Genomic DNA, 24,233 nt, shown 5'->3' on the forward strand with positions numbered 1-24,233 from the left:
ATGAATCAACACACAATCACAAGACACATTACCTCTCAGCCACCTCCTTCAGTGCCCAGGCGGCCTTGCAGGTGGTGAGTTACGATCAGCTGTTCGGCGCGGAAGAGCTCTCCGCCAAGAGCCCGGTCATCCAGGCGCGGATGAGCGAGCCCACCCTGGTGCTGAACCCGGCGGACGCCAGTCGTCTCTCCCTCAGTGCTGGCAGCGAGATCGCCCTCTCCTGGGGTGGCAACCACTGGCGCCTGCGTCTGCAACTGAGCGACAACCTGGCTCAGGGGCTGCTCGGCCTGCCGCTCGGGATGAACGGCCTGCCGACCGCCCTGCACCACGCCCTCATCGATAATCTGCAGGAGGTCATCGCATGAGCGACGCCCTGATGGATCTGCTGATCGAGATCGGCAAGGCCCTGATCGTGCTGGTGGGCATAGTGGGGGCTGGCGCCTTCATGAGCTTCATCGAGCGCCGCCTGCTGGCGCTGTGGCAGGACAGATACGGCCCCAATCGGGTGGGCCCCTTCGGCCTGCTGCAGCTGGCGGCCGACATGGTCAAGATGTTCTTCAAGGAGGACTGGATCCCCCCGTTCGCGGATCGCCGGATCTTCGTGCTGGCCCCCATCATCGCCTTCACCGCCTTCATCCTGGCGTTTGCGGTGGTGCCCATCACCCCCACCTGGGGCGTGGCGGATCTCAACGTGGGCCTGCTCTACATCCTGGCCATCGCGGGGCTGGCGGTCTACGCCGTGCTGTTCGCCGGCTGGTCGAGCAACAACAAGTACTCCCTGCTCGGCAGCCTGCGCGCCTCGGCTCAAACCCTCTCCTACGAGGTGTTCCTGGGCTTGTCGCTGATGGGCATCGTCATCCAGGCCGGCAGCTTCAACCTGCGTGACATCGTCGAGGCCCAGGCCGGCATGTGGAACGTGATCCCCCAGTTCCTGGGCTTCCTCACCTTCCTGTTTGCCGGCGTCGCCGTCACCCACCGCCATCCGTTCGATCAGCCGGAGGCCGAGCAGGAGCTCGCCGACGGCTATCACATCGAGTACGCAGGCATGAAGTGGGGTCTCTTCTTCGTGGGCGAGTACATCGGCATCGTGCTGATCTCCTCCCTCATCGTGACCCTCTTCTTCGGTGGCTGGCACGGCCCCTGGCTGCCGCCCTTCATCTGGTTTGCCCTGAAGACCGCCTGCTTCATGGTGTTCTTCATCCTGCTGCGGGCCTCCCTGCCCCGCCCGCGCTTTGACCAGGTGATGGCGTTTGGCTGGAAGGTGTGCCTGCCGCTGACCCTGATCAACATGCTGGTCACCGCAGCCGTGGTGCTGATGAATGTGCAGTGAGACACAAGTATGAAAATCGTGAGCATTATCCAGGGTGTCGGCACCCAGTTACGCAGTCTGGCCATGGTCTTCTCCCATGCCTGGCGGCCCCGTGAAACCCTGAACTACCCGGAGCAGGCGGTCTATGCCCCGCCCCGCTATCGCGGCCGCATCGTGTTGACCCGTGACCCCGACGGCGACGAGCGCTGCGTGGCGTGCAACCTGTGCGCCGTGGCCTGCCCGGTTGGCTGCATCTCGCTGCAAAAAACCGAGCGGGAAGATGGCCGCTGGTACCCGGAGTTCTTTCGCATCAACTTCTCCCGCTGCATCTTCTGCGGCCTGTGCGAGGAGGCCTGCCCCACCACCGCCATCCAGCTGACGCCGGATTTCGAGATGGGGGAGTATCGCCGCCAGGATCTGGTGTACGAGAAGGAAGATCTGCTGATCAGCGGCCCCGGCAAATACCCGGATTACAACTTCTATCGCATGAGCGGGATGGCCATCGACGGCAAGCCGAAAGGGGATGCCGAGAACGAGGCCAAACCCATCGACGTCAAGAGCCTGCTGCCCTGAGGAGTCAATCATGGAACTGGCATTCTATGCCTCGGCCCTGGTGGCCATTTACAGCACGCTGCGGGTGATCAGCACCAGCAATCCCATGCATGCGCTGCTCAATCTCATCATCTCCCTCATCGCCGTGGCCATGATCTTCTTCTGCCTGGGCGCCGCCTTCGCCGGTGCCCTGCAGGTGATCGTCTACGCCGGCGCCATCATGGTGCTGTTCGTGTTCGTGGTGATGATGCTCAACCTTGGTGGTTCTGAAATTGAGCAGGAACGTCAGTGGCTGAAACCGCAGGTGTGGATTGGTCCGGCGATTCTGTCGGCCATTATGCTGGTGGTTATTGTTTACGCCATTCTGGGCGTTAACGATCAGGGCATCGACGGCACGCCAATTAGCGCGAAAGCAGTCGGTATTTCCCTGTTCGGACCGTATGTACTGGCGGTTGAACTGGCTTCGATGCTGCTGCTGGCTGGTCTGGTTGTGGCCTTCCACGTGGGGCGCGAAGAGCGTTCTGGTGAAGTGCTGAGCACTCGCACCGATGACCGCGCGAAAAGAAAAACGGAGGAGCACGCATGATCCCCTTACAACATGGACTGATCCTCGCTGCGATCTTATTCGTGCTGGGCTTAACCGGTCTGGTTATCCGCCGCAATCTGCTGTTTATGCTGATCGGGCTGGAAATCATGATTAACGCCTCCGCGTTGGCCTTTGTGGTCGCCGGACGCTACTGGGGCCTGACCGATGGTCAGGTGATGTATATTCTCGCCATCAGCCTTGCGGCTGCCGAAGCGAGCATTGGGCTTGCGCTGTTGCTGCAACTTCATCGCCGTCGCCAGAACCTGAACATCGATTCAGTAAGTGAGATGCGTGGATGAACATGCTTGCCTTAACCATTATTCTGCCATTTATTGGCTTTGTATTACTGGCGTTTTCTCGTGGTCGTTGGTCAGAAAATCTGTCCGCTACCGTGGGTGTCGGGTCGATCGGTCTGGCCGCGCTGGTGACTGCGTTTGTTGGCGTTGATTTCTTTGCCAATGGCCAGCAGGCTTACAGCCAGCCGCTGTGGACGTGGATGTCAGTCGGCGACTTCAACATCGGTTTTAACCTGGTGCTGGACGGCCTGTCGCTGACCATGCTCTCCGTGGTGACCGGCGTTGGTTTCCTGATCCACATGTTCGCCTCCTGGTATATGCGCGGAGAAGAGGGCTATTCTCGTTTCTTCGCCTACACCAACCTGTTTATCGCCAGCATGGTGGTTCTGGTGCTGGCGGATAACCTGCTGCTGATGTACCTCGGCTGGGAAGGCGTGGGCCTGTGCTCCTATCTGCTGATTGGTTTCTACTACACCGATCCGAAGAATGGCGCTGCGGCAATGAAAGCCTTCGTGGTAACCCGCGTTGGTGACGTATTCCTGGCGTTCGCGCTGTTCATCCTCTACAACGAGCTGGGCACGCTGAACTTCCGCGAAATGGTTGAACTGGCGCCGGCGCACTTTGCCTCAGGCAACGATATGCTGTGGTGGGCAACGCTGATGCTGCTGGGCGGCGCGGTGGGTAAATCCGCGCAGCTGCCGTTGCAAACCTGGCTTGCGGACGCGATGGCTGGCCCGACGCCGGTCTCCGCGCTGATCCACGCCGCGACGATGGTGACCGCCGGTGTCTACCTGATTGCCCGTACCCACGGCCTGTTCCTGATGACGCCGGAAGTGCTGCATCTGGTCGGCATTGTGGGGGCGATTACGCTGGTGCTGGCAGGGTTTGCCGCGCTAGTGCAGACCGATATCAAGCGCGTTCTCGCATACTCCACCATGAGCCAGATTGGCTACATGTTCCTGGCGCTGGGCGTGCAGGGGTGGGATGCGGCGATTTTCCTCCTGATGACCCTCGCGTTCTTCATAGCGCTGCTGTTCCTGGCGTCCGGCTCGGTGATTCTGGCCTGTCATCACGAACAGAACATCTTCAAGATGGGTGGCCTGCGTAAGTCGATTCCGCTGGTGTATGCCTGCTTCCTGGTCGGGGGTGCCGCGCTCTCCGCGCTGCCGCTGATTACCGCGGGCTTCTTCAGTAAAGACGAAATTCTCGCCGGTGCGATGGCCAACGGTCATATCAACCTGATGGTGGCGGGCCTGGTCGGTGCGTTCATGACCTCGCTGTACACCTTCCGCATGATCTTCATCGTCTTCCACGGTAAAGAGCAGATTCATGCGCACGCAGGGAAGGGGATTACCCACCACCTGCCGCTGATCGTGCTGATGGTGCTGTCGACCTTCGTGGGCGCGCTGATTGTTCCGCCGCTGCACGGCGTGCTGCCGTCCACCACCGAGCTGGAGCATGGCCGCGTGCTGATGCTGGAAATCACCTCTGGCGTGGTGGCGATTGCCGGGATCCTGATTGCCGCATGGCTGTGGCTGGGTAAACGTACCCTCGTCACCTCGATTGCCAACAGCGCGCCGGGCCGTCTGCTGGGCACCTGGTGGTATAACGCCTGGGGCTTTGACTGGCTATACGACAAAGTGTTCGTTAAGCCGTTCCTGGGCATCGCCTGGCTGCTGAAGAGCGACCCGCTCAATGCGCTGATGAACATTCCGGCTATCCTTTCTCGCTTTGCAGGCAAAGGCCTGGTGCTGAGCGCGAACGGTTATCTGCGCTGGTATGTCGCGTCGATGAGCATTGGTGCCGTGGTGGTGCTGGCGCTGTTGATGGTATTGCGTTAATTCGTTGGGGAGGGCGTTCCTCCCCATGAAAATGTCGTGCTGTTTTCCTGTTCCGGCAGGCTCTAATGCCACCGGATAGATTAATAAGGAAATGAATTGCCATGTTATTACCCTGGCTAATACTGATTCCCTTTATCGGCGGTTTCCTCTGCTGGCAGACCGAACGCTTCGGCGTGAAGATGCCGCGCTGGATCGCGTTGATCACTATGGGACTGACGCTCGCGCTCGGTCTGCAGCTGTGGCTGCAGGGCGGCTACTCACTCACGCAATCCGCCGGCCTGCCGCAGTGGCAGTCTGAGTTTATTCTGCCGTGGATCCCGCGCTTCGGTATCACCTTCCATCTGGCTATCGACGGTCTGTCGCTGCTGATGGTGGTGCTGACCGGCCTGCTGGGCGTTCTGGCGGTGCTCTGTTCCTGGCGTGAAATCGAGAAATACCAGGGCTTCTTCCACCTCAACCTGATGTGGATTCTGGGCGGCGTGATCGGCGTGTTCCTGGCCATCGACATGTTCCTGTTCTTCTTCTTCTGGGAGATGATGCTGGTGCCGATGTACTTCCTGATCGCGCTGTGGGGCCACAAAGCCTCCGACGGTAAAACGCGCATCACGGCGGCCACCAAGTTCTTCATCTATACCCAGGCGAGCGGTCTGGTGATGCTGATTGCCATCCTGGCGCTGGTGTTTGTGCACCACAACGCGACCGGCGTATGGACCTTCAACTATGAAGACCTGCTGAAGACCCCAATGTCGCACGGCGTGGAATATCTGCTGATGCTCGGCTTCTTCATCGCCTTCGCGGTGAAAATGCCGGTGGTGCCGCTGCACGGCTGGCTGCCGGACGCGCACTCGCAGGCGCCGACCGCAGGTTCTGTTGACCTCGCGGGGATCCTGCTGAAAACCGCCGCCTACGGTCTGCTGCGCTTCGCGCTGCCGCTGTTCCCGAATGCCTCCGCCGAGTTCGCGCCTATCGCGATGTGGCTGGGCGTCATCGGTATCTTCTACGGCGCGTGGATGGCCTTTAGCCAGTACGACATCAAACGTCTGATTGCCTACACCTCCGTTTCCCACATGGGCTTCGTGCTGATTGCTATCTACACCGGCACCCAGCTGGCGTACCAGGGGGCGGTCATTCAGATGATTGCCCACGGTCTGTCCGCTGCCGGTCTGTTCATTCTGTGCGGCCAGCTGTACGAGCGTCTGCACACCCGCGACATGCGTCAGATGGGCGGCCTGTGGAGCAAAATTAAGTGGCTGCCTGCGCTGTCGATGTTCTTCGCAGTGGCCACGCTGGGGATGCCGGGTACCGGTAACTTCGTCGGCGAATTTATGATCCTGTTCGGTAGCTATAAAGTCGTGCCGGTGATTACGGTGATTTCTACCTTCGGTCTGGTCTTCGCTTCCGTGTACTCGCTGGCGATGCTGCACCGTGCGTACTTCGGCAAAGCGAAGAGCGAAATCGCGGCAAAAGAGCTGCCAGGGATGTCGCTGCGCGAGCTGTTCATCGTGCTGTTGCTGGTCGTGCTTCTGGTTCTGCTGGGCTTCTACCCGCAGCCGATTCTGGACACGTCACATTCTGCGATGGGCAACATCCAGCAGTGGTTTGTTAATTCTGTTTCAACTACAAGGCCGTAATTCGCCATGACAATAACTCCACAACAACTGATCGCGCTGTTACCGCTGCTGATCGTCGGCTTGACGGTGGTGGTTGTGATGCTCTCCATTGCGTGGCGACGCAATCACTTCCTCAATGCCACGCTGTCGGTCATTGGGCTTAACGCCGCGCTGGTGTCGCTCTGGTTTGTTGGCCAGGCGGGCGCCATGGACGTCACGCCGCTGATGCGCGTTGACGGTTACGCAATGCTCTACACCGGCCTGGTACTGCTGGCGAGCCTTGCGACCTGTACCTTCGCCTATCCGTGGCTTGAGGGCTATACCGATAACAAGGAAGAGTTCTACCTGCTGGTGCTGATTGCTGCCCTCGGCGGCATTCTGCTGGCTAACGCCAACCACCTGGCGGCGCTGTTCCTCGGGATTGAGCTGATCTCGCTGCCGCTGTTCGGCCTGATTGGCTACGCCTTCCGTCAGAAGCGTTCGCTGGAAGCGAGCATCAAGTACACCATTCTGTCCGCCGCCGCGTCGTCCTTCCTGCTGTTCGGTATGGCGCTGCTGTACGCGCAGTCTGGCGACCTGTCGTTCCTGGCGCTTGGTAAGAGCCTGAGCGACAACATGCTGCACGAACCGCTGCTGCTGGCGGGTCTGGGGATGATGATCGTCGGTCTGGGCTTCAAGCTCTCGCTGGTGCCGTTCCACCTGTGGACGCCGGACGTTTACCAGGGCGCGCCAGCGCCGGTCTCCACCTTCCTGGCGACCGCCAGCAAGATTGCCATTTTTGGGGTGGTGATGCGTCTGTTCCTGTACGCGCCGGTGGGCGACAGCGAAGCGATTCGCGTGGTGCTGGGCCTTATCGCCTTCGCCTCTATCCTCTTCGGTAACCTGATGGCGCTGAGCCAGACCAACATTAAACGTCTGCTCGGTTACTCCTCCATCTCTCACCTCGGCTACCTGCTGGTGGCGCTGATTGCGCTGCACAGCGGCGAAATGTCGATGGAAACCGTTGGGGTTTACCTGGCCGGTTATCTGTTCAGCAGCCTCGGCGCGTTCGGCGTGGTCAGCCTGATGTCCAGCCCGTACCGTGGGCCGGATGCGGATTCCCTGTACTCCTATCGTGGCCTGTTCTGGAACCGTCCGATTCTGGCGGCGGTGATGACGGTGATGATGCTGTCGCTGGCCGGTATCCCGATGACCCTGGGCTTTATCGGTAAGTTCTACGTGCTGGCCGTCGGCGTCCAGGCGCACCTGTGGTGGCTGGTGGGGGCGGTCGTGGTTGGTTCCGCGATTGGTCTCTACTACTATCTGCGCGTGGCCGTGAGCCTGTACCTCAGCGCACCGCAGCAGCCGGGCCGCGATGCGCCGTCTAACTGGCAGTACAGCGCGGGCGGTATCGTGGTGCTGATCTCCGCACTGCTGGTGCTGGTGCTGGGTATCTACCCGCAGCCGCTGATCAGCATTGTGCAGCTGGCGATGCCGCTGATGTAATGTCGCGTTGATGATGTGAATAACCGCCGATTAATCGGCGGTTTTTTTATGCCTGAAAGCGTGTAGGGTATTCGCCTATAAAGATGAATGGAGCCGCTAATGAGAACGCAAAAAAGATGTCTGGGGCACGTGGCCATTGTGGTCGACGACTACGACCGCGCGATTGAGTACTACACGGACAAACTGGGGTTCACGCTTATTGAAGATACGCCACAGCCGGGTAAACGCTGGGTGGTGGTATCACCCAACCCGGAAAGCGACTGCAATCTGCTGCTGGCGCGCGCGTCCAATGAACGGCAGGAAGGTTTTATCGGCAACCAATGCGGCGGGAGAGTATTTCTGTTTCTGCAGACCGATGATTTCTGGCGCGATTACCATGCGATGAAGGCCAAAGGCGTGCATTTTTGCGAAGCGCCGCGGGAAGAGGAGTATGGTACGGTGGTGTTTGAAGATTTGTATGGAAACCGCTGGGATCTTTATCAGAACGCGTAGCCCGCGTAATAACAGGCGATCCCGGCGATCGCCTATGTGTTGTGAGGTTACTTCGCCGTCAGCTCGCGACGTATGATTTCCGCCCCCGCGCTCAGCGCGTTGAGCTTGCCCTGGACCACGTGGCGCGGCAGAGGTGCCATGCCGCAGTTGGTTGACGGATACAGTTTGTCGGCATCTACAAACTGCAGGGCTTTGCGCAGGGTATCGGCAACTTCTTCCGCCGTCTCGACCGTATGGCTGGCGACGTCAATGGCCCCGACCATCACCTTTTTACCGCGAATCAGTTCCAGCAGATCCATCGGTACGCGTGAGTTGTGGCACTCCAGCGAGATGATATCGATATTCGACGCCTGCAGCTTCGGGAACGCTTCTTCATATTGACGCCACTCGTTGCCCAGCGTTTTTTTCCAGTCGGTGTTGGCTTTGATCCCATAGCCGTAGCAGATATGCACCGCCGTTTCGCACTTCAGCCCTTCAATCGCGCGCTCCAGCGTGGCGATGCCCCAGTCGTTGACTTCATCGAAGAAGACGTTAAAGGCCGGCTCGTCAAACTGGATAATGTCCACGCCCGCCGCTTCCAGTTCACGCGCTTCCTGGTTGAGGATTTTGGCAAATTCCCAGGCCAGCTTTTCGCGGCTTTTGTAGTGGGCGTCGTACAGCGTATCGATCATGGTCATCGGCCCCGGCAGCGCCCATTTAATCGGCTGCTTCGTGAGCTGACGTAAATATCGCGCGTCGTCCACAAATACCGGTTTTTTACGCTCCACGGCACCCACCACCGTCGGCACGCTGGCATCGTAGCGATTACGAATTTTCACCACTTCACGTTTTTCAAAATCGACGCCGCTGAGGTGTTCAATAAAGGTGGTGACAAAGTGCTGACGGGGTTGCTCACCGTCGCTGACAATATCAATGCCGGCGCGCAGCTGGTCGTCCAGCGACAAACGCAGCGCGTCCTGCTTACCCAGAATTAACTCGTCATTCTGCAATTTCCACGGTGACCACAGCGTTTCCGGCTGCGCGAGCCAGGACGGTTTCGGTAAGCTGCCAGCCGTTGATGTCGGGAGCAATGTTTTCATATTAGATAACCTTTAAATGTGAATTCATTAAAGCGCGTAGTCGGCTGACCATTGCTCAAGAATCTGTTTGTACGGTTTGATAAAGTGTTCTTCGGTGAATTTGCCCTGCTCAATCGCGAGCCGGCTACGTTCTTCCCGGTCGTAAACAATTTTGGTTAATGAATGATCCTCATGACTGAGGTTCGGCTGATAGTGCAAGCCCGCCGCCGAATTGGCGTTATAAATTTCAGGACGATAAATTTTCTGGAACGTCTCCATGGTGCTGATGGTACCGATCAGTTCCAGATCGGTATAATCGCTCAGCAGGTCGCCGGTGAAGAAGAAGGCCAGCGGCGCAACGCTGTTTTTCGGCATGAAATAGCGCACCTTAAGACCCATTTTGCCGAAATAGCGCTCGGTTAACGACGAACCATGCTGCTGGTATTCGATCCCCAGCACCGGATGCTGATTGCCCGTCTGCTGATAGGCGTTCTTATTCGACACGCTAAGGCAGATCACCGGTGGCTTTTCAAACTGCGCTTTGTATTCCGCTGAATTAACGAAATGCTTAAAGATGTTGCCATGCAGAACGCCAAAGTTTTCAGGCAGGGTAAATTCAGCGCGGTTTTTATTGTGCTCTAACAGCAGGACGCTAAAGTCATAATCCCGCACGTAGGATGAGAAATTATTGCCAACAATGCCTTCAATTCGTTCGTTGGTTTTTTTATCAATAATATTGGTTTTCAGAATTTCAATGGCCGGAAAGGCGCTGCCCGCAATATTCATCTCAACGGAAATAATATCCAGCTCGACGGAGTAACGGTCACCTTTCGGGTTATCCCAGTAGGCTAAGGTATTGAAACGGTTATCAATCATCTTCAGCGTATTGCGTAGATTCTGCTGGCGATTTTCACCGCGGGCGAGGTTCGCAAAGTTGGTGGTAATACGCGTATTCTCAGAAGGGTTATAATTTTCGTCGAAAAGGCTGTGCTTAATGGTAAATGTAAAATCGTTATTCATGGCTGTCCTGCCTCCTGAGTAGGGATATGAAAACCGAGCGTATTTATCGTCCAGCGTGTTGTGGCTCACTCATTCGGCTATTTCATGTTGCCAATAAGTTAATGATGTGTATTTTATGCCAGAGCCTCTGGGTGAGTGAAAGCGACTTAATTTCATTGCAACATGAGACAACTTCATGATGCGGCGAGGAGGCTGCGGTTTTCGCAACATTCGCACAGCCTGAGCGGCCCTGACCTGGTAAATCCCCGTAAACGCACCTATAGTCGTCACAGATTTCCCGCAACAGGACTCCGCAATGCGCTTTAACGGACTGACCAAAGGTTTCTTTATCTTTATCCTTGCCCTCGTCACCTAGGCGTTCTTTGACATACTTTCACCCTATTTTTCCGCCATTCTATGGGCCGCGATCCTCACCGTGGTATTCAATCCGGTGAAAAATAAGCTGCGTAGCGCACTCGGCGATCGCAACGAACTGGCGTCGCTCATCACTATTCTGATTATTTGCCTGATTGTATTTATCCCGCTGATGGCGATTCTGTCATCGCTGGCGTTTGAGCTGAACGAGGTGTACACCAAGCTCCAGCAGGACAACACCCGCTTCCCGAGCGTGATTGCCAGCATTTTCTCGCACCTGCCGCACTGGGCGCGCGGCTTCCTGATTGAACACGATCTGGATAACGTGGCGCAGATTCAGAAAAAACTCTCCGACCTGGCGTTACAGGGCGGGCAGTATCTCGCTGGCAGCGCTTTCCTGATCGGTAAAGGAACCTTTGGCTTTGCGATTAGCTTCGGCATCATGCTGTATCTGCTGTTCTTCCTGCTAAAAGACGGCCCGTATCTGGTTAATCAGATCCTGAACTCACTGCCGCTGACCGATTTCGTCAAGCAGCATCTGTTCGCCAAATTCGTCGGCGTCACCCGGGCAACGGTCAAGGGGACGGCGGTGGTCGCGGTAGTGCAGGGGGCGCTGGGCGGCATTGCGTTTGCCATTGTCGATATCGACGGCAGCGTGCTGTGGGGCGCGCTGATGGCGTTTCTGTCGCTGGTGCCCGCGGTGGGGTCGGCGATTATCTGGATACCGGCGGCGATTTTCCTCTTCGCTACCGAACAGCTCTGGCAGGGGCTGTTCATTGTGGGCTTCTTTGTGGTGATTGTCGGGCTGGTGGACAATATTCTGCGCCCGCTGCTGGTGGGCAAAGACACCAAAATGCCGGACTACCTGATTCTGATCACCACCATCGGCGGTATGGAAATCTACGGCATCAACGGCTTTGTGATCGGCCCGCTGATTGCCGCGCTGTTCCTCGCCTGCTGGAACCTGCTGTCCGGGCGTGACCACGCGGGTAACGTCGAAGGGCTGGACGAAGAGTTTATGGCGGAAGGTAAAAATCCTCCAGATGCGGAATGAGGTGACGATAACAAAAGGCGGCTGCGGCCGCTTTTTTATTGCCACGTGAAAACCGGCGTTTCCTATAATTTCCATAATGCTTATTCATTATTCGTCGCAGAAGGAACCCTCTGGTGAGAATCGCTACCATAACAAACTGGGCCTACGGTGCGACGGTATGTCTGACGATCGCCTCCGGCGTTGTCATGCTGATGGCCTCCAGCGCTGATAACACTGAACGCCAGGCTGTGGCGCAGCGGCAGGTATTTGGCCAGCTCACCGAGGAGATCGACAACGATGCGTGGGCGTTGTCCAGCCTGGCGCGGTTGTACGTCGTCGGCAAAGATCCGGATGTGCTGAAAGCGTACCGCCAGAAGGAAACGTTGCTAAAAACGATTGAACACCGGCTGGCGAAGCTGAACGACGCCGGCGCGTCGGGGGAAGAGCTGGCGCTGTTGCATGAAGGGGTACAAATTGTCGATGCCCTGCAGGATGAGCAGGAGACGGCGCTGGCCAGCATGGAGCAGGGCGATACGGCTCAGGCCATGACGCTGCTCTACGGCAAAATGTATGAACAGGAGCTGGATCGCGCGCAGGCGCGATTCGACCACTTCCGCCAGCTGCTGGATAACCGCGCGCGCGACGCGATTGACGATGCGACGCGGGCGTCCCGCCTGCTGCGTACGCTATCGGAAGTGATGGTCGGGCTAACCGCGCTGCTGTTCTTGTTTGTGCTGGGCTTTATTTTAAAGCACCGGGTACTGCGCCCCGTTGTCCGCCTGAGCGACGTGGTCCACCGGCTGGCGTCGCAGGATTATGCGGTGGAAACCCCCGACTTCAAGCAGATTGATGAAATTGGCGATATGGCGCAGGCCGTGCGCATGTTCCGCGAGAATGGCCTGGCCCGCCAGCGGCTGGAGAAAGAGCGCGATGCCAACTGGGCGATACGCGAACTGCTGGCGCGGATGACCCAGCGTTTACAAGGCTGTGAAAATTTCGATGATGTGGTGAACGTGGCGCAGCTGTTCGCGCCAAACATTGCCCCCGGCGTCGCCGGGCGGTTATTCGTTCTGGATCGCGAGCCGTGGCAGATGCGCTGCGTCGCGGAATGGCTCTCGCCGGAGGGCAAGGCCGAGCCTTTCCACCCGGATGAATGCTGGGCGGTGCGGCGCGGGCAGAGCCATCCGCCGGTACACGGCGAGCCGGACATTGGCTGCTACCATCTGCCGGAAGCCTGCCTCAATCACACCCTGTGCGTACCGCTGATAGCCCAGGGCGAAGCGATTGGTTTGCTCTCATTCCAGAATATCAGCGAAGACACCGCGCCGTCGCGGGCCTATCTGGAGCTGATGGCGGAGGCGCTTGGCCTGGCCCTCGCCAACCAGCGTCTGCGCGACGCGCTGCTGGAAAAAGCGCTGTACGACCCGCTGACCGGGCTGCGGAACCGCCATCATCTGGAAGATTCGCTGGGCAAACAGCTAGGCGATGCGATGCGAAACAAAGAGCCGCTGAGCTGTCTGATGATCGATATCGACCACTTCAAGCACATTAACGACAGGTTTGGCCACGAGGCGGGCGACGGGGTGATTAAAAGCGTCGCCGCGATTATTCAGCGCGTGGTGCGCGGTCACGGCACGGCCTTCCGCTACGGCGGCGAAGAGTTTCTGGTGCTGCTCAACGGCATGGATGAAGAGGCCGCAAGCCGGGTGGCGTCCGATATCTACAACGGCGTCCGTGAGATGGCGCTGCGCTTTGCCGGAACGGATATTGGCCACGTTGATGTCTCCATTGGCGTGGCCAGCTATCCGGAGCATGTACAAAGCGACAACCTGCTGCGCGCGGCGGACGTGGCGCTGTATCGGGCGAAGGAGCTTGGGCGCGCGCGGATTGTCAGCTTTGGCATGCTGGAGGCCGGGTGAGGGGGCACCGCGTCGTTGCGCTCGACCGCCACTTTCCAGTACTGTGATTGAATATAAACAAAAGATAAAGCGGGCCTATGCATCTGGATTTTCGCCAACTGCGCAACTTTGTCGCGCTGGTTGAATATGGCAGTTTTAATCGCGCGGCGGAGGCGGTCTGCCTGTCGCAGTCGGCGTTCAGCCGCAGCATTCAGGCGCTGGAGCAGAGTGTCGGCCACCCGCTGTTTGACCGCCAGAGTAAGCTACCGACCCTGACGCTGCATGGACAAACGCTGCTGCCCTACGCGCGACGTTTCCAGGAGCTGAATATCGAACTCAGCAGCCATCTGCGCGAAGCGGACGATGTACAAAGCGGGGAGATCGCTTTTGGCTGTGGCCCGGCTCCCGGCGCGCGGCTGATCCCGACGGCGGTGGGTGAATTTCATCGTCGCCTGCCGCAGGCGCGGGTACGTTTCCATATCGACAACTGGTTTGCCCTGCACCATGCGCTGACCACGCAACAGTTTCCTTTTGTCGTCGCCGACAGCTGGCAGGCCGAACTGGACCCGCAGCTTCGGGTCCAGCCGCTCAGCCCGCAGCGCTGTTTCTTCGTGTGCCACGCGGACCACCCACTGGCCGGGCAGGGACCGGTCGCCATTCAACAGATGCTGCGCTACCCGTTCGCCGCACCGTATTTACCGCCGGGCGTGCGCAAAGTGCTGGCGACGCTGAGCCAGCAGCAGGACTTTTCGCCAGCCATTCAGTGCGACCATATCTACGCGCTGCTGTCGACGCTGGCGCACACCAATGCCATAAGCTTCGCCAGTGAAGATGGCTTCGCGCTGTGCCAGCACAGCCATCGGCTGGTTAAGCTGGAACTGAGCGACCTGCCGGACGAGTGGCGGCTGATGCAGACCCGGTTTGCGATTATCTCCCCGGTTCACGCCGCCCAGCCGCCGCTGGCACAAAAGCTGATGGAGATTATCCTGCATGCCGATCGTCAGCTTCAGCCGTTGGCGCAGGCGCAGGGGGCTTAACCGGCGTTGATCGGCTGGCCTTGCGCATCGTACTGCGGCCAGCGTTTTTCCAGCTGCTGATTTTTCAACGCCTGCTCGACAAACTGACCGTCAACCCATTGCTTCGCGTCAAACGCGCTGCGGATCAAGCGGCCATTTTTCGCCTGCTCCACGCTGCTGCTGAAGCTGTCGGTCAGGAACGGATCGATGCGTGGGGAAGTGGTAAAGTTCAGATCCTGCGGCTTGAGCTCTTCGAGGAACAGCGCCTGTGGGATCTGGCTCTGCTTCGCCATTTCGGCTGACCAGGCCTCGCGATTGGCGGCATCGCTGATTTCGGCGGCGTTTTTCACCAGCACATCGATAATCTGCTGGGTGGCCTGCGGCCAGGCTTCGATAAAGGTTTGAGTGCCCAGGAACCCGGCCTGCGTGGTGTTCTGACGCCCGGAGTCACCGCTTTTCACCACCACGTCTATCTTATCGCCGCGCAGCGCCAGCAGCGATACGCCGCCCCACACCGCATCGACACGGCCCGCGGCCAGCGCCGCTTTGCCCGCGTTCCAGTCCAGATTGATCACCTGCATGTTACGTTCGGTTAGCCCGGCGGCGTGAAGCGCGCGGTCAAAGGCCAGCTGGTCCGCCGTGCCGCGATACACCGCCACGCGCTTGCCCTTCAGGTCGGCCAGCGTTTTAATGCCAGACGTTTTGGCGGCGGCGAGGTAGGACTCCGAACCGCGGCTGCCCAGCAGCAGGCGCGTCGGCAGCCCGTTGGCTTTGCCGATAATGGCCGCCAGATCGCCGAGGTAGACAAAATCAAGCTGGCGGTTGGCCAGCGCCTCGTTTACCGCCGGGCCCGCGCCTTTAAAGAACTGCCACTGAACCTCGACGCCCTGAGGCTTAAACACCGCTTCGAGCTGATGGCGAATATACGCCATGCCCACCGGCCCTTCGATAAATGGCTGACTGCCCGCGCTTTGGTCCGGTACGCCGATGCGGATGGTACGCAGCTCTTCGGCGTGAAGGCTGGTCATCAGGCCAACGGTTGCCGTTAGCGCCAGTAAGGTGTGGTGAAAAAGTGCTTTCATCATAACGTCTTGCTCCCCTGAGTTTTTTCTCACCCTAAAGAGCCGCCCGCCCCGCTGTTAAATATTTTTATTGGCAAAGCAAAGGTAAAAAAAAGCTAAATCAAAGGCCGCGTACCCGGCAGGCTGAAATGCATTTGTTGCATCGGGATTATTCGCTTAACGCAATGGCGGTGTGCGGAAAGTCACGTTTTTATAGCGACATAACTTCACGAAAAGTGGACCGCTATGTCGCAGATACTGATCAGAACCGCTACCCCTAACAGACTGAAAATCAGGCTGAACGGCTGGCCGTGGCTGCTGCCCGCACTGCTGTTTGTCCTGTGGTATATCGCGGCTCGCCAGCGCTGGATGCCGGAGCAGATTCTCCCGGCCCCGGCGCTGGTCGCCGAAACCGCGCTGTCGCTGCTGAGCGGTGACCTGCTGGCGCAGTGGGGGTTTAGCCTCCAGCATCTGGCGCTGGGTCTGCTGCTGGGCACGCTTGCCGGGACGCTGCTCGGGGCGCTATTTGGCCTGCTGCCAGCGGCGGCCCAGCGGGTGGAGCCGCTGTTTTACGCGCTGGCGCAGATACCGACGCTGGGCTGGATCCCGCTGTTTATGGTGCTGTTCGGCATTGATAACGGCCTGAAGCTGGCGGTGATTGTCAAAACCACCATCGTACCAATGACCCTCAACACCCAGCAGGCGGTGGCCAGCGTGCCGCTGACGCTCAGTGAAGCGGGGAGGGTGATGAACTTTTCTCGCTGGCAGCGCCTGCGCTGGCTGGTGATCCCGGCGAGCCTGCCGGGATGGTTTACCGGCCTGCGGCTGGCGCTTTCACAGGCCTGGGTATCGCTTATCGTCGTGGAGCTGCTGGCCTCTTCCGAGGGGATTGGTTACCTGATGGTCTGGGGCCGTCAGCTGTTTCAGCTGGATATCGTCTTCGTCACCATCGCGGTGGTGGGGATAAGCGGCATGCTGATGGAGTGGGCGGCTAACCGGGCCTATAGGCGGCTGGTGTTCTGGCCGCAGCCGGCGACGGGCCGTCTGGCCTGGACACCGCAGGCCAGCTGGCGCGCGTTGCAGCTTCCGGTGGTGCTGCTGATGCTGTGGCAGCTGGCGAGCCAGTGGGGCTGGATTGACGGCGCGTTGTTTTCGTCGCCGCTGGCGGTCGCGGAGCGCTTTGTGCAGGGCATCGTCACCGGTGAATTGACGTCGGCAATGCTGGCCAGCCTGGGCCGCGCGCTGGTTGGCGGCACGCTGGGGATCGCGAGCGGCTTATTATGCGGGCTGCTGCTGGCCCTGCGTCCGCGTGCCGGGCACATTTTTACGCCGACGCTCAACGTCCTGCGTCATATTGCGCTGTTTGCCTGGCTGCCGTTGCTGACCGCGTGGGTGGGCAACGACAACGGTGGCAAAATCGTCTTTATCGCGCTGGCTTCGTTTTTCCCCATGTTCTTCAGCACGTTACAGGCCGTCTGCCAGCGTAACCCACAGCTGGATGAGGTGGCTAACGTCCTGCGCCTGAACGGCTTCGCTCGCCTGCGCACCCTGATTCTTCCCGGCGCGGCGCCGGGTATTTTCGCCGGGCTACGGCTGGCGCTGATCTACGCCTGGCTTGGCAACATCGGCGCGGAGTACTTCATGTCCTCCGGCATTGGGATTGGCAGCCTGATGATCAACGCCCAGCAGCTGCTGGATATGCCGACCATTCTTTGCGGCATGGTGCTGGTCGGTATTACCGGCGCGGCGCTGGATAAAGCCGGACGAGTACTGGAAATTCGCGCCACCCGCTGGCGTCAACAGGAGCAACTATGACCTCTTCAACGCTGGTCTCTTTTCAGCAGGTGCGTAAATCCTGGCAACAGGTAACCGCGCTACAGAACTTTAGCCTGGATATTGCCGCCGGTGAGCTGGTGGCATTAGTGGGCAGCAGCGGCTGCGGTAAATCGACGCTGCTGCGGATGCTGGTGGGCCTGGAAGCCACCACGCAGGGGGAAATATACATTAACGGCGAAGCGGTGACCGGTGTGGGTAAAGAGCGCGGCATCGTCTTTCAGGAACCGCGCCTGTTCCCGTGGCTGAACGTTATCGACAACGTGATGCTAGGCCTGGCGGATGAAAAGCTCAGCCGGGAGGAGAAACGCCAGCGCGCGCAGGCAATGCTGGCGCGCGTCCAGCTGACCGAGTTCGCCAGCGCGCTGCCGGCTCAGCTCTCTGGCGGTATGGCCCAGCGGGTGGCGATTGCTCGCGGCCTGGTCGCCCGACCGCAGATTCTGATGCTCGACGAGCCGTTCGGCGCGCTGGATGCTCTGACGCGCCACACCCTCCAGCAGGAGTTGTTACAGATTCACCAAAGCACCGGCACCACCACGCTGCTGGTGACTCACGATGTGGAAGAGGCGGTAGCGCTGGCCGACCGAGTGGTGGTGCTCTCGCCGCGCCCGGGGCGGATACGGGAAGTGGTTAGCCTGGCGCTGCCGCACCCACGTCTGCGCGATGACGCCTCGTTTACCGCCGCCTGCCGGCATATTCGCCAATTAATTACATCAGCCTGATTCTTTTCTTCAAGGAGCAAACTATGGGACATCCTACCGTCTACCCAACCGGCGCGACCCTCTACGATCCGCAGCGCGCCTGGAGCGGCTACACCCTTTTCCAGGCCACCGAGCACGGTGCGGTGCTGGTGGATATGAACGGTCACGTGGTGCGTGAGTGGCCAGAACTGCACGGATTTCCCAATAAAATCCTGCCCGGCGGCGCGATTCTCGGCCACAGCGGCGAACGCGATCCGCGCTATGGCATGCAGGATATGCTCGACCTGATTCAGGTCGACTGGGAAGGCAACGTCACCTGGAAGTTCGACCGCTACGAGCAGGTGAGCGACCCCGGCAATGAAACGCGCTGGATGGCGCGCGCGCACCATGACTATCAGCGAGCGGGGAACCCGGTGGGCTACTACGCGCCGGGGCTGGAACCGCAGGTGGATGGGGGCAATACGCTGATTCTGGCGCACACCAACCTGGTGAATGAGGCCATTTCCGACAAGCTGTTGCTGGACGACACCATTATTGAGGTCGACTGGCAGGGTAACGTGGTATGGGAATGGCGTTGCAGCGACCATTTCCACGAGCTGGACTTCGACGACGCGGCGCGCACCGCGCTGTATAACAACCCGAATATGCGTGCCAGCGGCGGTGGGATGGGCGACTGGATGCACATCAACTCGATGTCGGCGCTGGGGCCGAATAAATGGTATGACGCCGGCGACCAACGCTTCCACCCTGATAACATTATCTGGGATGCCCGCGAATCGAATATTATCGCCATTATCGACAAGCAAAGCGGCAGCATCGTCTGGCAGCTTGGCCCGGACTATAGTAAGCCGGAGCTGAAGCATATCGGCTGGATTATCGGCCAGCACCATGCGCATATGATCCCACAGGGGCTGCCGGGCGCGGGCAATATTCTGATTTTCGATAACGGCGGCTGGGCCGGATACGGCGCGCCGAACCCGGCGTCGGCAGACGGCGTGAAAAATGCCTGGCGCGACTATTCGCGGATCCTTGAGATCAACCCGATTACGCTGGATATCGAATGGCGCTACTCGCCGTATGAGGCCGACCTGCCGCAGCCGACCGATTCTTATCGTTTCTATAGCCCGTACATCAGTAATATGCAGCGCCTGGAAAACGGCAATACCCTGATTAACGAAGGCTCGAACGGGCGCGTTTTTGAGGTCACCCGCGACCACGAGATCGTCTGGGAATATATTTCACCGTTCTGGGGTAAGACGCTGAATAACAATATGGTTTACCGCGCTTACCGTATTCCGTACGGCTGGATCCCGCAGCTGGCACAGCCGCAGGAGACGCCGATTGTCGCCGTGGATGTTCGCACCTTACGCCAGCCGGGCGCGGCAGCATTTGGCCCGGCGCACAGCGTGGTGCGGGTGGCGGGCGTGCAGCCGTACAGCAAAAGCGCCGACGCCCTGTGCGTAGCAACCGATAATGACACCCTGCGCCGCAGCCCGAAGCTGTTCCGCGTGGCGGAAAGCGTCTTCAGCCCGGTCAGCGCCGCCGATGAACTGGTCAGTGAACGCCCAATCCTGCTGTTTGTTGGCGCCGAACGCTGCGTGCATTGCCGCAAACTCTGGCAGCTGCTGGCGCATGAGACGCTCAGACAGCGGATCGCCGCGCTGGATACCCGCTATCTCGATGCCGACCAGCATCAGGAGCTTGCTACGACTCTTGGCGTGCGCGGCCTGCCTACGCTGCTGGTGTTAAAGCAGGGGCAACCCACGGCGCGCGGACCAGCGCAGCTGTCGCAGGCCGGGCTACAGGCGTGGCTGGACGACGCGATTGGCTGAAAGCCGGGACCGGGGAAGGGGGAGTAAGGTTACGTCCGTCTGACGCCAGGCGGACGTGAATGGCAAGCATGTAGCCACCCGGGCAACCGATCGTCGGATTTCCCGGGAAGCGTTTATAGCGGGGAAACCTCTTCAACCTCATGCTGAAAAACGTAAGGGTCTGACAGCAACGCAAATACTTCGTCATCCGGATAGGTCACCGCCACGTGATAGTTTTCGCCAGCGAACGCCTTTATTGACCGGAGATCCTGCCAGTAGGTGGCCAAAAAGAAGTGCTCCCATTCTCCCTGGGTTTCCCGGCGTACAAACGCGCCCTGGTTTCCATCTATGCTCTTCGAATGCTCTACGCCCGTCTTTTCAAGGTGCTTTGCGAACCCCTCTGCATGTTTAAGTGGGACGCAACCGTGCCAGGTCCTTACAATCATTTGCGCTGCCTCTATCGGGAAAAATATTACCTTACCACTGGCTGGCGCGTTATTGAATGACTTCGGTGGTCGAGACTCCGAGCAATAAACCTTTATCTTTATGTGTATTTGTGTGCTCTGGCCAGACGCTGTATGAGTATAAAATAATTAAGCTTGTGGTAAATAATGATTGCGATGTTACTTAATCACCAGTAATTCTGTGGATATTTTAACTCGTTGATATAAATGAGATAACGCTTAAGTTAAATTATTATTCCAATAATAACCCGCTGGCATATATAAATAGCATGTTAACTAAATTATAATTCATTTTTATCCGGTAGAGCGTTGAGGTTGGTATGCGATTAATGGTCATGTTGTTAGGCTTTGTGGTCTGCACCCAGCTCTGGGCCGGTGAGCTTGCCAGACCTACGGGTAAGGTCCTTTTAACGATTTCCGGGAATATAGAAAATACCAATGAAGCCGGGAAAGCCGTTTTTGATATCGCCAGCCTTGAGAAAATGGGTACGGTCAGCTTTCAGACCACTTCGCCGTGGTATAATGGGCGTACGACTTTTACGGGTATCCCGCTGCAAAAACTGATGGAGTACGTCGGGGCTAAGGGGACGGTAGTGAAGGTCACTGCGCTTAATGATTATACGACCGTTATCCCGCTCAGTGATTTCAAAAAGTATAATGCTATCCTGGCCCTAAAAATCAACGGAGAATATATGCGTATCCGTGATAAAGGCCCATTATTCGTTGTGTATCCCTATGACAGCCTGCCGGAACTGAATAATCAGATTTATTATTCACGTTCGGCATGGCAGGTCAGCAGAATGAATATTGAGTAAGGGTTCAGACGTACATTATGAACAGAATACTGGCGGGCATTATCTTTTCTCTTTTTATCGCTACCGGGTATATCTCTTTTCTGGTGCATGAAAGGCAGCAAGAGTTACAGAAGCTGACGCACTACGCCAACTCCTGGTCGGCAGCACAGCTGGTGTCAGAATATTACCGCTTCGAATCGTGGCTGGGCCTTTACACTTTTGATAAGACGATGACCATCGACGACGTGCGTCTGCGTCTCGATATTATGCTCAGCCAGAGCGACCTATTGACCGAAGGGGATTTAGGCCATTATATCAACAGCAATCAAGCCAATCATGAGCTGGCGGTAAAGCTCGATAACACGCTTAAATATCTGGATGCGCATCTTGAGGGCATGGACCGTGCTGCACTTCAGGCATACCTGAAAAAAATGCATACCCTTGATGTGCCGCTTGGCCGTCTTTCCTCCGGCGCATTAAACAAAGATGTTAACTCGATTAATAATGCTAACCTCAAAATTCAAACGCTGTACTACATCTATTCAGCGACGTCAGTACTGCTGATCATCCTGAGTGCGATACTCGGCGTGCTGATCTTCTACCAGAACCGAAACATCTTACAGGCGCATCGACAGGTAAAGCGTCTGGCTGATGAGCTTCAGGACTCCCAGGGAAAACTGCAAATCCAGAATGCCAAACTGGAATATGATGCTTACCATGACTCTCTGACCGGGATGAATAACCGTCATTTTTTCTGGGAGAATCTAAATAACATCATCGAAACCGCCGAAAAAAACCACGGCTCGGTGACGGTGATGCTGTTTGATTTAGACCGCTTCAAGGAAGTTAACGATACCTATGGCCACGATGTCGGCGATATGTTGTTACGCCAGATATCCCACCGTCTTATTTCAATGAGCCAGCATGCCGATACGCTGTATCGCCTGGGAGGCGACGAATTTGCCTTTATCTCGAGCGGCCTGACGGAGAGCCAGGCCGTTTCACGCGCGCAAAAAATAGGTGATTCGATTAACCAGCCGTACACGATTTATAATACGATTATCAATATGACTTCCAGCGTGGGTATTGTCATCTCAGGCACCGAGCGCCGCTCTGACTATCTCTATAAATTTGCCGATCTGGCCCTTTATGAAGCCAAAAATGAAGGCTCCGGGAAGATAAAAGTTTTCCGGCAACGGATGTTAGAAAAACTGCAAGAAAGCAGAACGCTTGAACATGATATGGCAATGGCATTAGTGAATAAGGAATTCGTGGTTTATTATCAGCCGATTGTTGATTCATTCAGCCGTGAAATTTACAGCTATGAAGCTCTGATCCGCTGGATACATCCGCTGAAGGGCCTGCTGGCGCCGGATAGCTTTATCCCGGTGGCGGAAAAAACCGGGATGATTATCGAGATGGGGAAATCGGTGCTGGAAATGGCCTGCCGGGAGGCGGCGTCCTGGGCCGTACCGGCGAAAATTTCGGTCAATGTCTCGCCCGTCCAGCTAAGCTGCAAAGACTTTGCCGGGATCGTGCTGTCCGCGCTGAAAGAAACCGGCCTTCCCGCCGACCGTCTGGAACTGGAAGTGACGGAATCTTCGCTCTTTAATGAGAGCAGCACGCCGATGAATACGCTAAACAAGCTCAGGGCGCTGGGGGTGAAAATCTCCATCGATGATTTTGGTACGGGCTACTCGTCGCTTTCGCGCATGAGCCGGCTTTCCTTCGATAAAATCAAAATAGATAAGTCATTTGTCCATTCGATATCGACCCAGGAAGATACCCTGAATATCATCAAGCTGATTACGGGCATGGCGAAATCCCTCAGTATGAAGGCGGTGGCCGAAGGGGTTGAAACCCAGGAACAGCTGGAAAGTCTTCAGGCGTTAGGCTGCGACTATGCCCAGGGATACCTGTTTAGCAAACCTCTTCCATGCGTCGATAGCCGGATCAGAAACGGCTAAATGACCACGAATTTTTCAGAGGATTTGATATGACCTCCTTTTATCAACTGAGCGCCACGAGCCTGAGCGGCCAGCAAATTGCGATGGCCGACTACGCCGGCAAGCTGGTTCTGGTGGTGAACACCGCCAGCCACTGCGGCTTTACGCCGCAATATGCGGGCCTGGAAGCGCTCTATAAAAAGTATGCCGCTCAGGGATTGGTGGTGCTGGGCTTCCCCTGTAATCAGTTCGGTAAGCAGGAACCCGGCGGTGCCGATGACATCTCCCGCACCTGTTACATCAACTACGGCGTGAGCTTCCCGATGTTCGAAAAAGTGGACGTTAACGGCGCCGCCGCGCATCCGCTGTTTCGTTATCTGAAAGACGCATTGCCCGGCGTGCTGGGCGGGCGGATCAAGTGGAACTTTACCAAATTTCTCGTCGGTTGCGACGGTAAGCCGCTCAAGCGCTTTGCGCCGATCTCCACGCCGGAGAAGATCGAAACCGCGATTATTACCGCACTAAAAAATCCAGGAGAGTGATGAATCTCAATCGTGGTTGCTATTTACTGCTGGTTCTCGCGGCGTTAGCGAGTATCTTGACGCCGCATCCCGTTGCGATGTGGCTGCTGCTGGCCAACGTGCTGACCTTCGTGATTTACGGCGTGGATAAATTGGCCGCGCGTAAAGACTGGCGCAGAGTACCTGAAGTGACCCTGCTGACGTTGGGTTTTGTCGGCGGGTGGGGCGGGGCGATGGTGGGCCAGCAGCTTTTTCGCCATAAAACACAAAAGCAGCCATTCAAAACGTATTTTATTATCAGCATGATAGCGAGTATTTTGCTGATGGCGGCGATCTATTACTTCTCGCTACGTCAGGCTTTCTGAACGGCGCATTTCGTCGTCTTTACGCTGTAGCTGTTGCGATTTCACCATGCAAAAAATGCCTATGGATGTGCGTAAATGGCACTGCCCGGAATGCGGCGCAGACCATTATCGTGACTTAATACTGATGGTGGTATGACAGCTGCTGCTGGCGCTGTTTTGTCGTCCTCTGAGCATGTAACACCGGATG

General features: G+C 57.5%; 22 protein-coding genes and 2 pseudogenes. 20 read left to right on the forward strand and 4 right to left on the reverse strand.

Features of this window, described 5'->3' with window-relative positions:
* From ACK5JN_RS20550 to ACK5JN_RS20590, 9 genes and pseudogenes are all read left to right on the forward strand, one after another.
* A pseudogene (locus tag ACK5JN_RS20550) lies at nucleotides 1–365 on the forward strand (hypothetical protein); the annotation flags it as partial.
* On the forward strand, nucleotides 362–1,330 hold the full coding sequence (gene nuoH / locus ACK5JN_RS20555) for an NADH-quinone oxidoreductase subunit NuoH (protein ID WP_416871851.1): 969 nt from the start codon (nucleotides 362–364) through the stop codon (nucleotides 1,328–1,330). The pseudogene ACK5JN_RS20550 and the gene nuoH, both read left to right, overlap by 4 nt.
* A 9-nt stretch (nucleotides 1,331–1,339) precedes the next feature.
* Nucleotides 1,340–1,882, forward strand: a complete 543-nt coding sequence (gene nuoI, locus ACK5JN_RS20560) for an NADH-quinone oxidoreductase subunit NuoI (protein WP_416871852.1) — start codon at nucleotides 1,340–1,342, stop codon at nucleotides 1,880–1,882.
* Between the two features lie 10 nt (nucleotides 1,883–1,892).
* Nucleotides 1,893–2,447, forward strand: coding sequence for an NADH-quinone oxidoreductase subunit J (nuoJ, locus tag ACK5JN_RS20565; RefSeq protein WP_416871853.1), 555 nt, complete (start codon nucleotides 1,893–1,895; stop codon nucleotides 2,445–2,447).
* Nucleotides 2,444–2,746 (forward strand): NADH-quinone oxidoreductase subunit NuoK, encoded by a 303-nt coding sequence (gene nuoK, locus ACK5JN_RS20570; protein WP_416871854.1) that lies wholly within the window; start codon nucleotides 2,444–2,446, stop codon nucleotides 2,744–2,746. The genes nuoJ and nuoK overlap by 4 nt, the downstream gene beginning before the upstream one ends.
* Nucleotides 2,743–4,584, forward strand: coding sequence for an NADH-quinone oxidoreductase subunit L (gene nuoL, locus ACK5JN_RS20575; protein WP_416871855.1), 1,842 nt, complete (start codon nucleotides 2,743–2,745; stop codon nucleotides 4,582–4,584). Before nuoK ends, nuoL begins: the two co-directional genes overlap by 4 nt.
* Before the next feature lie 101 nt (nucleotides 4,585–4,685).
* Nucleotides 4,686–6,215: an NADH-quinone oxidoreductase subunit M gene (gene nuoM, locus ACK5JN_RS20580; RefSeq protein WP_416871856.1), complete on the forward strand. Its 1,530-nt coding sequence runs from the start codon at nucleotides 4,686–4,688 to the stop codon at nucleotides 6,213–6,215.
* 6 nt (nucleotides 6,216–6,221) lie between these two features.
* On the forward strand, nucleotides 6,222–7,679 hold the full coding sequence (nuoN, locus tag ACK5JN_RS20585) for an NADH-quinone oxidoreductase subunit NuoN (protein WP_416871857.1): 1,458 nt from the start codon (nucleotides 6,222–6,224) through the stop codon (nucleotides 7,677–7,679).
* A gap of 99 nt (nucleotides 7,680–7,778) precedes the next feature.
* Complete coding sequence (locus tag ACK5JN_RS20590; protein ID WP_416871858.1) at nucleotides 7,779–8,171, forward strand: VOC family protein; 393 nt, start codon at nucleotides 7,779–7,781, stop codon at nucleotides 8,169–8,171.
* A 47-nt stretch (nucleotides 8,172–8,218) separates the two neighbouring features.
* Here the strand turns inward: ACK5JN_RS20590 and ACK5JN_RS20595 are convergent, their stop codons facing one another.
* Together ACK5JN_RS20595 and ACK5JN_RS20600 are read right to left on the reverse strand one after the other, a co-directional pair.
* Nucleotides 8,219–9,250, reverse strand: a complete 1,032-nt coding sequence (locus ACK5JN_RS20595) for a methionine synthase (RefSeq protein ID WP_416871859.1) — start codon at nucleotides 9,248–9,250, stop codon at nucleotides 8,219–8,221.
* Nucleotides 9,251–9,277: 27 nt separating this feature from the next.
* The gene (locus ACK5JN_RS20600; protein WP_416871860.1) at nucleotides 9,278–10,249 is read right to left on the reverse strand and encodes a DUF1852 domain-containing protein; all 972 of its coding nucleotides are present in this window, start codon (nucleotides 10,247–10,249) and stop codon (nucleotides 9,278–9,280) included.
* A gap of 295 nt (nucleotides 10,250–10,544) precedes the next feature.
* Here ACK5JN_RS20600 and ACK5JN_RS20605 point away from each other — a divergent pair.
* The 3 genes and pseudogenes from ACK5JN_RS20605 (at nucleotide 10,545) to ACK5JN_RS20615 (ending at nucleotide 14,571) form a co-directional block, all read left to right on the forward strand.
* A pseudogene (locus ACK5JN_RS20605) lies at nucleotides 10,545–11,657 on the forward strand (AI-2E family transporter).
* A gap of 113 nt (nucleotides 11,658–11,770) precedes the next feature.
* Nucleotides 11,771–13,555, forward strand: coding sequence for a diguanylate cyclase (locus ACK5JN_RS20610; RefSeq protein ID WP_416871861.1), 1,785 nt, complete (start codon nucleotides 11,771–11,773; stop codon nucleotides 13,553–13,555).
* 77 nt (nucleotides 13,556–13,632) lie between these two features.
* Nucleotides 13,633–14,571 carry a LysR family transcriptional regulator gene (locus tag ACK5JN_RS20615; RefSeq protein WP_416871862.1) on the forward strand — a complete coding sequence of 313 codons (939 nt, stop codon included), beginning with the start codon at nucleotides 13,633–13,635 and terminating at the stop codon, nucleotides 14,569–14,571.
* On the opposite strand, the gene ACK5JN_RS20620 is transcribed toward ACK5JN_RS20615, so the two are convergent.
* Nucleotides 14,568–15,635 carry an ABC transporter substrate-binding protein gene (locus tag ACK5JN_RS20620; protein ID WP_416871863.1) on the reverse strand — a complete coding sequence of 356 codons (1,068 nt, stop codon included), beginning with the start codon at nucleotides 15,633–15,635 and terminating at the stop codon, nucleotides 14,568–14,570. The genes ACK5JN_RS20615 and ACK5JN_RS20620 overlap by 4 nt on opposite strands.
* A 222-nt stretch (nucleotides 15,636–15,857) precedes the next feature.
* Between ACK5JN_RS20620 and ACK5JN_RS20625 the strand changes: the two genes are divergently transcribed.
* From ACK5JN_RS20625 to ACK5JN_RS20635, 3 genes are read left to right on the forward strand one after another with little or no spacing between them, the layout of a single operon-like run.
* On the forward strand, nucleotides 15,858–17,426 hold the full coding sequence (locus tag ACK5JN_RS20625) for an ABC transporter permease (protein ID WP_416871864.1): 1,569 nt from the start codon (nucleotides 15,858–15,860) through the stop codon (nucleotides 17,424–17,426).
* Complete coding sequence (locus tag ACK5JN_RS20630; RefSeq protein WP_416871865.1) at nucleotides 17,423–18,166, forward strand: ABC transporter ATP-binding protein; 744 nt, start codon at nucleotides 17,423–17,425, stop codon at nucleotides 18,164–18,166. Before ACK5JN_RS20625 ends, ACK5JN_RS20630 begins: the two co-directional genes overlap by 4 nt.
* A 23-nt stretch (nucleotides 18,167–18,189) precedes the next feature.
* A complete protein-coding gene (locus ACK5JN_RS20635; RefSeq protein ID WP_416871866.1) occupies nucleotides 18,190–19,977 on the forward strand; it encodes an aryl-sulfate sulfotransferase in 1,788 nt (595 codons plus the stop codon).
* A 113-nt stretch (nucleotides 19,978–20,090) separates the two neighbouring features.
* Here the strand turns inward: ACK5JN_RS20635 and ACK5JN_RS20640 are convergent, their stop codons facing one another.
* Nucleotides 20,091–20,402, reverse strand: a complete 312-nt coding sequence (locus ACK5JN_RS20640; RefSeq protein WP_416871867.1) for a hypothetical protein — start codon at nucleotides 20,400–20,402, stop codon at nucleotides 20,091–20,093.
* A 338-nt stretch (nucleotides 20,403–20,740) separates the two neighbouring features.
* Between ACK5JN_RS20640 and ACK5JN_RS20645 the strand changes: the two genes are divergently transcribed.
* Genes ACK5JN_RS20645 through ACK5JN_RS20665 form a run of 5 tightly spaced genes read left to right on the forward strand, consistent with a single transcriptional unit; the run spans nucleotide 20,741 to nucleotide 24,182 of the window.
* Nucleotides 20,741–21,235 carry a molybdopterin-dependent oxidoreductase gene (locus ACK5JN_RS20645; protein WP_416871868.1) on the forward strand — a complete coding sequence of 165 codons (495 nt, stop codon included), beginning with the start codon at nucleotides 20,741–20,743 and terminating at the stop codon, nucleotides 21,233–21,235.
* Between the two features lie 17 nt (nucleotides 21,236–21,252).
* Nucleotides 21,253–23,181: a putative bifunctional diguanylate cyclase/phosphodiesterase gene (locus ACK5JN_RS20650; protein WP_416871869.1), complete on the forward strand. Its 1,929-nt coding sequence runs from the start codon at nucleotides 21,253–21,255 to the stop codon at nucleotides 23,179–23,181.
* A 29-nt stretch (nucleotides 23,182–23,210) separates the two neighbouring features.
* On the forward strand, nucleotides 23,211–23,702 hold the full coding sequence (locus ACK5JN_RS20655; RefSeq protein ID WP_416871870.1) for a glutathione peroxidase: 492 nt from the start codon (nucleotides 23,211–23,213) through the stop codon (nucleotides 23,700–23,702).
* The gene (locus ACK5JN_RS20660) at nucleotides 23,702–24,046 is read left to right on the forward strand and encodes a DUF1294 domain-containing protein (protein WP_416871871.1); all 345 of its coding nucleotides are present in this window, start codon (nucleotides 23,702–23,704) and stop codon (nucleotides 24,044–24,046) included. Before ACK5JN_RS20655 ends, ACK5JN_RS20660 begins: the two co-directional genes overlap by 1 nt.
* A 55-nt stretch (nucleotides 24,047–24,101) precedes the next feature.
* Entirely contained in the window at nucleotides 24,102–24,182 is an 81-nt protein-coding gene (locus ACK5JN_RS20665) for a hypothetical protein (RefSeq protein WP_416871877.1), read from the forward strand.
* Nucleotides 24,183–24,233: the final 51 nt, after the last annotated feature.

The sequence above is a fragment of the Kluyvera sp. genome, from assembly GCF_047971185.1.
In the GTDB taxonomy this organism is placed as follows: domain Bacteria; phylum Pseudomonadota; class Gammaproteobacteria; order Enterobacterales; family Enterobacteriaceae; genus Kluyvera.